This window comes from Capnocytophaga sp. oral taxon 329 str. F0087, assembly GCF_000213295.2.
Taxonomy (GTDB): Bacteria; Bacteroidota; Bacteroidia; order Flavobacteriales; family Flavobacteriaceae; genus Capnocytophaga; species Capnocytophaga leadbetteri_A.
On record NZ_KN390002.1, the window covers coordinates 27347 to 37677 of the forward strand.

A 10331-nucleotide genomic window follows, 5' to 3' on the forward strand; every position below is an offset into this window, starting at 1 on the left:
ATACAGGTTTGCGCATAGGGGTTGCTACTGCCAAAGGATTGTGTTTTGCTCTTGGCAAGCCACTTATAGGTATTCCTACTTTGCAAATCCTTGCGCACCAAGTAGCAGCTGATTGCATTATTCCTATGCTCGATGCGCGCCGTATGGAGGTTTATAGTGCTGTATTTGATAGCGAATATCGTTTTGTATCTCCTACTGAAGCTAAAATACTCGATGCAGACAGTTATAAAGAGTATTTGGATAAGGGTAAAGTGACATTCTTAGGCGATGGTAGTACTAAGTTTGCTACTATCTGCCAACATCCTAATGCTACATTTATTGCAGGAGCTTTCCCCGAGGCCAAAGATATGATTCCTTTTGCTATAGAGAAGTATAAAGCCGCTAATTTTGAAGATATCGCTTATTTCGAACCTACTTATCTAAAATAAGCAAGTACTAATAGTATTAGCGCGGAATGATGAGTATTTCATCGTCTGTTAAGAGCGGTTCGTAACGCAGGTGCAATAGTATTTGGGCTACCGTTATAGTATCTTTCTCGCAATAAGTAGCAATACGATGTATATCGTTTTCTTCATAAAATACATCGCGTACTTGACTGCCATTAATATCATCTTTAGGCGAAGGAATACCCAATGTGTGGGCTAAGAGAGTTAAAGAAGTGTAATGCTTATAGTCGCCGAACTTCCAGAGATCAAGGGTATCGAGGTGGGGTACCTCCCAAGGCTTTTTGCCAAAGAGTTGCAACTTATTTGGAATACGAATACCATTGATAATCATACGCCGTGAGAGATAAGGAAAATCAAACTCCTTGCCATTATGAGCACAAAAAAGCTTGTTAGGGCGAGAAAAATGTTCTTCTACCAAACGCACAAAATCACGTAATAAGCTGTCTTCTTCGCCTGTAAATGAGGTTACCCTAAAGGTGCGTTGCTCGTGTCGGAAAGAAAAATAACCTACCGATATACATACTATCTTGCCAAACTCAGCCCATATGCCTGCACGATTATAATATTCTTCAGCAGTATGCTCGTCCTTGCGCAGGTATTGCGTTTTTTCTTCCCATAAGGCTTGTGCAGCTGCCGGTACACAACTGTAATCAGGGTACTGAGGAACTGTTTCAATGTCTAAAAAAAGTATATCTTCGAGGTTTATTTTATGGAGCACCTTCTTTTAATTTTGAATTATAAATTATGAATTCCCATTAATCATTTTGTACGTTTCATCAATATAGGTGTAAATATCAGATGGAAATGTACTGCCTTCAGGGGCTTCATCTGAGAGACTATGCCCTAAACGCACTATGATAACCTTATCAGTTGGATTGACAATAACGTATTGCCCCAAATGTCCGCGCATCATAAAGAAGTGAATGCCCTTGTAATCTAACAACCACCAGCCATAGCCATACTCAGGGTGGTCAGCAAAGCGGGGTTGTACCGATTTAGCTACAAATGCACTATCTAATAGCTGTTTGCCGTCCCACTTGCCGTGGTCGCGGTAGAGCTTGCCCAAACGAGCAAAATCGCGGGCATTAGAGGCTATACAGCAATAAGCCTTTTCTAATCCACTTTCTTCACTATCTAACTGCCAAAGTGCCTCACCCTCACACCCCATAGGCTGCCAAAGCGCTTCTGCAAGATACTCACTAAGGGTTTTGCCTGTTGCCTTCTCTATTACCATCCCTAACAAAAAGGTGTTACCACTGAGGTACTTAAAAGCCTTCCCCGGTTCAGAGGTAATCTTTAGCTGTAGCATCTTTTCGCGAAAATGCTCGTCAAAATAAGCACGGGTGGTGATAGAAAAAGGGTCATAATAAGCCTCGTCCCAGTCGAGACCTGATGCCATAGACGAAAGGTCGCCTACTGTTAGCTTAGCCGCCAAACCTTCTTTGTACTGCGGGAAAAAGTCGCTTACTGGCTGGTCTAGACTTTTTATGTAGCCATCGGTTATAGCCCTGCCCAAAAGCGCTGACACGTAGCTTTTCGCCATTGAAAAAGAGTTGCTCTTGCTCTTAGAGTTATAGTTATCAAAATAGCGTTCGTGCCATATACTATCACCTTTAATGATGAGGAAGGCTACTGTACCATACTTGTGATGAGCGTTTTGCAGTTCAGGGGTTTCAGCCACTTGATTATATTCAGCGGCAAGTGCCCACGCTTGCGGGGTAGTACTGCGACTGATAGTGCGGTTATCAAAATAAGTGTAGTCATCTAAAAAAGTAGTGCTATGCCCTGTGGCATACACTACCCTTACGGCTTTGAAGAGATAGCCGTAGCCCAAGAGGTATACCCCCCCAACTACTATAAGTAGCAATAAGAATAAGCTGATAGTAAATTTCTTCATAAATACAAAAGACAAGGAGACGAAATACAAAAGACGAAAGACGTTTGTATTTCGTCTTTCGTCTTTTATCTCTAATTAGAATTTAGCAGAGAAAATCTTAGGATTGATGTTTAGGCTGCACCATAACCAGTCTTGGTAAGCACGTGGGTTAGGTGTACCTTTAAGCGCTTTAGTACCATCATTAACTAAATAGGTAGAGTAGCCTAATTGTAGTCCTACGAAAGGTTGTACTTTCAAGCTGTACACTAAGTCTATTTCGCTACCATAGCTGCTGTGTTTTTTAGTACCTACTTGGTATTTAGCCGCAGGACCAAAGAAGTGGTAAGTAGCACTTAGGTTGCTCTTTTCGCCTGTACGAACATTAGCAGTAAGGTAAGGATTTAGCAATCCTTGTGCAGGAGCATTGTTAGAACCAGGAGCTCCTACAAAGTAGTAATCCATAAGGCCATAGAACTTGTGGTTAGTACCGCTGAAAGGATCGAAAGCCTTGTCTTTGCCTGAAGTGTCATCAGTTGCATTACCGCTTAGGTAATCAAGACCTGCTGTAAGAGCAAAGATAGGAGAGAAACGGTATCCTGCATTAAGCGCGAACATATAAGCACTTTTGCTAACACCTGCAGCGTTTTTGCCGGTTTGTAGGTAAGCAGTAGCGCCATAGGTTACCTCATCGCTCTTGCCTGCGTAGTGCGCCCCAAAAGTTTGCATATTGTTAGCCTTAGCAGCATCAGTCTTATAGCCTAAGTTAGCAAATAAGAATGAAAGCTGTTGGGTAGGAGCGATGTGGTAGTGAGCGTGTAGCGCTTCTAAGTGTTGGTAAGGTTGTCCTCCGCTAAAATACTGTCCTTTAGGGAAGTTTACATTTAGTGGAGATGCAGCCGACTGGTTGTAAGCTATAAAGCCGCGTAGGGTAAAATCTTCGTTAGGTGCCCAATTGATATTTACAGCATCGTGGCTACGACCTGCTGGGTGCCAATCGAGAGAACCAAAAATACGGTCATCATCAAGGGCTATCACTTGGCGTCCTAATTTGATGTTTACTTGCTCAGCCAATGGGAATGCCGCATATGCTTCAAATACTGACATACCGCCTGTTTTATCAGTGGCTTGTATTTGAGGTGCTTGCCCCCAAATGTTCACATTTTGCAATGACACGTACACTTTCAGACGGTCAGCGTTATTGTACTCAAAGTTCAGACGAGTGCGGTTGTTCACCAAAATAGCAGGTGCATCGCCGTCTTGCAAAGGCAGATAAGCCCCATTGCGGTACTCAAAACGCGGACGTATCTGCGCAGTGATGTCAATACTGTTTTTAGGTGCCATCTCGTCTGCTTCTTGAGCTGCAAGATAGTTAGGAGCTGCTAAAAGGGTAGCAAGAACTCCAAGGGTCATTAATTTTTTATTCATTTTTTTTCGTGTTTTTTCTGTTTCGCACGGCAAATATAAGCTATTTTTTTATACCAACCAATAGCTGCAATAAATTTCTATAATTTCGTTGTATGTTTTCGTCTTTCATACCGAGCTGCATCGCTTTTTCAAAGGCGTTTTTAGCTTCCGTGTATCGCTTTTCTTCGCTGTACAGCAGCGCTAAAAAGTAGTATATTTCAGCATTTTTGGGCTCGTATTGCAAGGCGGTGTGTAGCACAGCGGCTGCCTTGTCGTTTTGCCCCTCGCCATTGTAGAGGGTAGCGAGGTTCAGCCGTAGATAGTTCAGATTTTTGTCTTTCTGAAGCGCGCGCTCGTAGAAGCGGATAGCCTCAACGGGTTGGTTTATCTTCACAAAATAGTCGCCTGCCGTAGCACTTCCTAACGGGAAATCAGCTTGCGAGAGTACAAAATCGCGGTACTCCTGATGGGCTTTTTCGAAATGCGGACTCATAGCGCGCGCATTGTCCCAGCCTTTTTGGGTAAGTATGACATTGGCAACTACCATACGCACCGCCTTCACCTTATCGGTCAGCAGCGGCAGCAACTGGGCTTCGTAGCGCGATAGGGGGTACTCGCTTAGGGCTATCACCGCCCGATAACGCGTTTGGGCATCAGCAGCCGTCAGCTCTTTGACTATCAGCGGAAAGCGTGCTTCTGAAGGTTGCCCCCCTAAGTAATGCAGGGCTGCCGCCCGTATAATATCGGGGGTGTTAGGGGTTTGCAATAGCGATTGCAGTCGGGGCAGACTCTCCGCGGTCTGCTTACTGCCGATAATGAGGTTTTCGGCAAAATGAGGCTTCCGCTCTTTGCCATACCATTGCACCACTGCTTTGGCTGCCCATTGGGCACTCTTATCGCTATGGCAGGCATTGCAGGCATTAGGCGTGCCGTACTTAGCACTGAGGTCGGGGCGCGGCACATAGAAATTATGGTCGTGGCGCACATCGTTGCCCATATAGGTGCGGGTAGGCATATGGCACACGCGGCAGTCAGTTTCGGCATCGTTACCCTTATGGAAGGTATGGGCTGTGGTGGCATAGTTAGGCGCGTGGCACTGCAAGCACACCTTGCTGCCCTCGGCTTTTAGTTTGCCCGTATGAGGGGAATGGCAAGAGGTGCAGCGAACGCCCTGCTGATACATTTTGCTCTGCAGGAAAGACGAATATTTGTAGTTCTCGCCCATCACCTGTCCGTCAGCAAAATACAGGTCGGTTACAGGCACTTCGGGTATGTAGTTGTCCATTACTTCAGCCGAAAAACCGTGGTGCTGACTTACCTCGCCGCGCCTTGTGTGGCAAGGCATACAGGCAGTGAGTTCCTGCCCTTGTTGCTGCATCGGCACTAAAGGCGCTTTGCCCTTGCTCTGTACGTGTGCGCCAGCAGCTCCGTGACAAGACTCGCAGCCGACGGTCAGTTCGCTGTAAGTAGTGTGGTAAGAATCGGTATAAGGGTCGAGGTTTTTCTGTAAGTTAGTGCTGTGACAAGAGGCGCACATCAGATTCCAATTCTGCCCTGCTTGCGTCCAATGCAGATAGTCGTCAGGCGGAATTACCTCGCCCGCGTATTGGTGAAACCATTGTTTTTTACGACTGTCCCAACTCTGCCGAAAGACTTGTTTTTTGCCGTTAGGAAAGTCGGTAATATATTGTTGCAGAGGGTAATAGCCAAAGGTATACAGCACCTCGTAGTCTTGGTAGTCGCCTTTTTCGTTTTGGGTATTGATAAAGAATTTGCCATCTCGCTTAAAGAAACGCGAGGTGATACCATCGGCGGTATACGAAGTGTTGAAATCGCCTAATACGGTGCTGTCATTAGCGATTTGCATCGCTTTGAAGTGGTCGGATAGCTGCCATTGCTGGTGCTCAGCAGAGTGACATTCTCGGCAGGAAGCAGCCCCCACATAGCTGTTATGCCCCACAGTATCAACAGCTTCTACAGAAGTATAGTCCTCTTTATGAGTAAAGAAGAAGACCACCGCCCCTGCGGAAATGAGGAGGATTAATAATAGTGCAAAAAGAAAGGTTTTGGTATGATATTTCTTCATTTTTCAATTCATAAATAGCGTGCAAAAATAAGATATTTTTAAGAAATTAGCAGCATTAAAGAAGATATTTTTTTAGCTGCTTCCACTTCGGTAACGGTTCGCTTATCCTTCGCTTATCCTTCGCTCATCGTTCGATGTTCCTGTATCGTTCCTATATCGTTTCTGTATCGCTATTATTATTACTGTCAGACGAAGGCAAATGGTATAATCTTTGATACTATTTTAAGGAAATTTTATTTTTATTTAACTAATGAAAATATTCAAAACACTATTATTTGCTGTCTTATTGGCAGTAGCGCCTATTTATGGGCAAGACACTTCTAAAGCGCTAAAAGTGGGTGATAAAGCCCCTCAATTCACCCTTAAAAATGCCTTAGGCAAAAAAGTAAAACTCTCTACCCTACTGAAAAATGGGAATGTGGTGCTAACTTGGTATCGCGGAGGTTGGTGTCCGTATTGTAATAGGGCGCTACAAGGCTGGCAAGAAGTTTTACCCGAAATAAAAGCACAAGGTGCTACCTTTGTAGCCTTAACCCCTGAGCTTCCTGACTACAGTTTATCGACCAAAGAAAAACATCAGTTAGCATTTGAAATACTAACAGACCTTAATAACGAGGTTGCCAGCCGTTACGGATTGGTTTTCACCTTAGATGAGAACACTGCAGTTAGGTATGAAAAAGGGTTTGGACTATCGGCTTACAATGGTAATCATTTGAACCAATTGCCGATGCCTGCTACTTATATCATTAACCAAAAGGGGGTAATAGTATATGCTTTTGTTAATGCTGACTACACTCAACGCGCTAATACTGAAGAAGTTATTAAAAAACTAAAAGAGATAAAGTAGCGGGATTGGTGCTAATTAAAAAAAATGTTGTATATTGCGCCCACTAAAGCCCCTAACCCCCCTACCGATATGAATACGAAAGAAAAATACCAATTGGAAGTGGGCATTAATGCCTCTCCGCAGTTGCTTTACCAGTACATATCCACTCCGGCAGGATTGGCTTCGTGGTACGCTGACGATGTACGCGCTGATGCCGATGTATATCTGTTTTTCTGGAATAAATCGCCCGAAAAAGCTATCTTGATGCGCACTAAGTTAGACGAATACATACGGTTTCATTGGGTAGATGACGACCCTGCGAATACTTTCTTCGAAATTCGTATCAATGTAGATGAACTTACCCAAGAAGTATCGCTTGTTATCGTCGATTTTGCCTATCCTGATGAGATAGAAGAGGCAAAACAGATGTGGCGGCTGCAAATTGCTGACCTAAAAGCACGTATTGGCGGCTAAAAATACCCTTAACTAAAAATAAATCACTTTTAAAAATAAATGAATATAAACTATAATGGCGTGCTTATCGGTGCAGAGGGCAATATACTTGCGCTGCACAACCGCGCCTTTGCCTACGGCGATGCCGTAACCGATGTGAGCAAGTACAGCTATCAGCAGTTGTTGTTTTGGGAAGAACACTACCTGCGCCTAATGGCAGGCATGCGCGTGCTGCGTATGAATATACCAATGTCTTTTTCGATGGAATACATTGAAGAGGAAATACTAAAAACTATCCGCAGCAATGCCCTTGAAAGTCAGCCCGTAAGGGTACGCATCAGCATATTTAGAAAGAGCGGCAACACTTATACCCCTACTAATAACGACATAGAATATCTTATTGAAACACAGCCCTTAAGCAGCGCTTTCTACGTGCTAAACGAAGAGCCGTACGAGGTGGAACTTTTTAAGGATTTTTATATACAACCCGATTTGTTGGCTAACATTAAGCACACCAATCGGATAGTGAACGTATTGGGCAGTATTTTCGCCCAAGAAAACGACTATCAGAACTGCATACTGCTCAACAGCCAAAAGAACATTGCAGGGGCGCTGGACGGCAATATTTTTTTAGTAAATGGCAACACGCTAAAGACGCCTGCCCTAACCGATGGCGCTGTAAACGGCATTACCCGCAAGATGCTTATAAAATCGCTACAAAAAGTAGGCGATTATCAGGTGGAGGAGACCTCTATTTCGCCTTTTGAACTGCAAAAAGCCGATGAACTATTTATCACCAACAGCCTTATAGGCATACAGCCCGTAAGCCAATACCGCAAAAAGACTTATACCCATACGGCAACCAAAAGCCTGATAGGCAAACTCAATACGATTGCCCGCTTTGGGATAGTTTAACCCTATATACCGATGAAAACGAACCTTTTAGAAGCGCTGAAGCACCAGCGTGTGTTGGTGGCTATCAGCGGGGGCATCGACAGCGTGGTGCTAGCCCACCTGCTCTACAGTCACGGTGCCGAGGTGATACTCGCCCACTGCAATTTTAGCTTGCGCGGAGAAGAAAGCGATGGCGATGAGGCTTTTGTGCGCAGCTTTGCGGAGCGCTTAGGAGTACAGCTATTGGTAGAGCGCTTCGACACTCACGCCTACGCCAAAGAGCACCAGCTAAACACCCAATTGGCTGCCCGTGAGCTTCGCTATGAATGGTTTGACCGTATGGCTCAGGCTTATGCCTGCGCCTATATAGCCACTGCCCACCACGCTAACGACAACCTTGAGACTTTCTTGATTAACCTATCGCGTGGCAGTGGTTTAGACGGTCTTTTGGGTATTCCGCAGCAAAATGGCAAGCTAATACGTCCGTTACTTTCGTTTTCGCGTCAGCAAATATACCAGTACGCCCAAGCAAAGCAGCTGAGTTGGCGTGAGGATAGCTCGAATGCTTCGAATAAGTACGTGCGCAACGTTATTAGGCACGAAATTATCCCTCAATTGCGCTACGTACACCCTAATTACTTAGAAAACTTTAATCAAACGCAAGAATATTTGCACCAATCGGCTCGTTTTATCGATTATTATATCGAAAAGATAAGAAATGAGTGTTTTCAGGGGGATCCTATTCGCATTAGCCCCTCTCCCCTACTGCAAGTGCCTGAACTGCCTTTGGTGCTGCATAGGCTCTTCTATCCCTACGGGTTCAACAATGTAAAGGACTTGCAGCAGCTTTTATTTACGGCGGAAGCGGGCAAGATGCTCTGTTCGCCCTCTCACCAACTGATAAAGGACAAAGAATGGGTATGGTTGTTGCCAATAGAGGACGAAGAAGAAGCGCCTTTTCTGATAGCTGAGGGTACGCGCGAGGTTACAACCCCTATACGTTTGGTATTTGAAGAGGTACCCCCTACCGCTGCCATATCGGAAGACCCTAATACTATCAGTGTAGATGCTGATAAATTAGAGTTCCCATTAGCATTGCGACACAAGCGCGAGGGTGATATATTTTACCCTATAGGCTTGGGTAGTGCTAAGAAGTTGAGCAAGTATTTTATAGACGAAAAATACAGTCAGATAGCGCGTCAGCAGCAATGGTTATTGTGCAGTGGCGACCGTATAGTATGGGTGGTGGGCAAGCGCTTAGACCACCGCTTTAGGGTAACCCCAAAAACTAAAAGAGTACTACAGATTAGCGTAGTTGGTAACTCACAAATTTGCTAATTCGCAAATTATGTTGTACTTTTGCCGACAAGAAATTTAAAATGTAAGACCAAAATATGGCAAATATGGAAATTCAAGGTAAAATCATAAAAATAGGACCTGTTCAAACGGTAGGTCAGAACGGCTTTCAACGCCGCGATGTGGTAATTATGACTGAAGATCAGTACCCTCAGTACATACCATTCGATTTTGTACAAGAGAAATGCAGCCTACTCGACAGCTTCCACGAAGGACAAGTGGTGCTCATCAGCTTCAACGTAAGAGGACGCGAATGGGTAAATCCACAAGGGGAAACTAAATATATAGTGAACTTGCAAGGATGGCGCATACAAGACGCTATGGCAGCTGCACAGGCAGCTCCTCAAGGGTATGGACAACCTGCTTATCCGCCACAAGGCTATGCGCAATACCCTCCACAAGGATACGGACAGCCTGCCTATCCGCCTCAGGGATATGCACAGCCTCAGTACCAGCAAGCGCCACCGCAATATCAGCAGGCTCCTGCTCAGCCCTTTCAGTCAATGCCTCAAGGGCAACCATTAGGGCAACCACAGCAGCCTTTCCAAGTGCCTCCGCAAGCAGCTACGCCACCAGCGGCAGCTCCTATAGAAGAAGATGATCTACCTTTTTAGGCTAACAAAAAAAGCGACTTCCTTAAAGTTGGGAGTCGCTTTTTTATTGACTGTTATTTTTGTTTGGCTGTCAGTTCTTCTTGTAAATGCTTTAAGGTAAAAAAATAAATTAAAAGAGCTTTTTATATAATTTAATTTTGTACATTTGCTGCAAGAACCAATAAAACATATAAAAAATGGCAGACCTTATCGTAAGTAAAAAAAGCATTAAAGAACTCTTCTCAGAGTTAAAAACTAAAAAAATTATTATTCCTGATTATCAACGCCCTTACAAATGGGATATTGATAAATGTAGAACTTTATGGGAAGATCTCAAAGAGTTTTACACAACAGAAGCTAAAAAACATTCTGACTACTTTTTAGGTACTATTGTCTC

The 10331-nt window shown here is 44.2% G+C and carries 11 protein-coding genes; 7 read left to right on the top strand and 4 right to left on the bottom strand.

Annotated elements, in window-relative coordinates:
- A partial coding sequence (gene tsaB / locus HMPREF9074_RS05790; RefSeq protein WP_034539958.1) for a tRNA (adenosine(37)-N6)-threonylcarbamoyltransferase complex dimerization subunit type 1 TsaB occupies positions 1 to 428 on the top strand: 428 nt, incomplete at its 5' end.
- A gap of 16 nt (positions 429 to 444) precedes the next feature.
- On the opposite strand, the gene HMPREF9074_RS05795 is transcribed toward tsaB, so the two are convergent.
- The 4 genes from HMPREF9074_RS05795 to HMPREF9074_RS05810 form a co-directional block, all read right to left on the bottom strand.
- Positions 445 to 1164 carry a 3'-5' exonuclease gene (locus HMPREF9074_RS05795; protein ID WP_009390878.1) on the bottom strand — a complete coding sequence of 240 codons (720 nt, stop codon included), beginning with the start codon at positions 1162 to 1164 and terminating at the stop codon, positions 445 to 447.
- 24 nt (positions 1165 to 1188) lie between these two features.
- Positions 1189 to 2343, bottom strand: a complete 1155-nt coding sequence (locus HMPREF9074_RS05800; RefSeq protein WP_009390877.1) for a serine hydrolase domain-containing protein — start codon at positions 2341 to 2343, stop codon at positions 1189 to 1191.
- Positions 2344 to 2418: 75 nt separating this feature from the next.
- A complete protein-coding gene (locus tag HMPREF9074_RS05805) occupies positions 2419 to 3747 on the bottom strand; it encodes an alginate export family protein (RefSeq protein ID WP_009390875.1) in 1329 nt (442 codons plus the stop codon).
- 40 nt (positions 3748 to 3787) lie between these two features.
- Positions 3788 to 5812 carry a tetratricopeptide repeat protein gene (locus HMPREF9074_RS05810; protein ID WP_009390874.1) on the bottom strand — a complete coding sequence of 675 codons (2025 nt, stop codon included), beginning with the start codon at positions 5810 to 5812 and terminating at the stop codon, positions 3788 to 3790.
- Between the two features lie 250 nt (positions 5813 to 6062).
- Between HMPREF9074_RS05810 and HMPREF9074_RS05815 the strand changes: the two genes are divergently transcribed.
- From HMPREF9074_RS05815 to HMPREF9074_RS05840, 6 genes are all read left to right on the top strand, one after another.
- Positions 6063 to 6659 carry a peroxiredoxin-like family protein gene (locus tag HMPREF9074_RS05815; RefSeq protein WP_009390872.1) on the top strand — a complete coding sequence of 199 codons (597 nt, stop codon included), beginning with the start codon at positions 6063 to 6065 and terminating at the stop codon, positions 6657 to 6659.
- Between the two features lie 69 nt (positions 6660 to 6728).
- Entirely contained in the window at positions 6729 to 7112 is a 384-nt protein-coding gene (locus HMPREF9074_RS05820) for an START-like domain-containing protein (RefSeq protein ID WP_034539967.1), read from the top strand.
- Between the two features lie 39 nt (positions 7113 to 7151).
- Positions 7152 to 8006: an aminotransferase class IV gene (locus HMPREF9074_RS05825; protein WP_009390859.1), complete on the top strand. Its 855-nt coding sequence runs from the start codon at positions 7152 to 7154 to the stop codon at positions 8004 to 8006.
- Positions 8007 to 8018: 12 nt separating this feature from the next.
- A complete protein-coding gene (gene tilS / locus HMPREF9074_RS05830; protein WP_009390857.1) occupies positions 8019 to 9323 on the top strand; it encodes a tRNA lysidine(34) synthetase TilS in 1305 nt (434 codons plus the stop codon).
- 65 nt (positions 9324 to 9388) lie between these two features.
- Positions 9389 to 9955, top strand: coding sequence for a DUF3127 domain-containing protein (locus HMPREF9074_RS05835; RefSeq protein WP_034539970.1), 567 nt, complete (start codon positions 9389 to 9391; stop codon positions 9953 to 9955).
- A 176-nt stretch (positions 9956 to 10131) separates the two neighbouring features.
- The coding region (locus HMPREF9074_RS05840) for a GmrSD restriction endonuclease domain-containing protein (RefSeq protein ID WP_034539961.1) at positions 10132 to 10331 on the top strand (200 nt) is incomplete at its 3' end.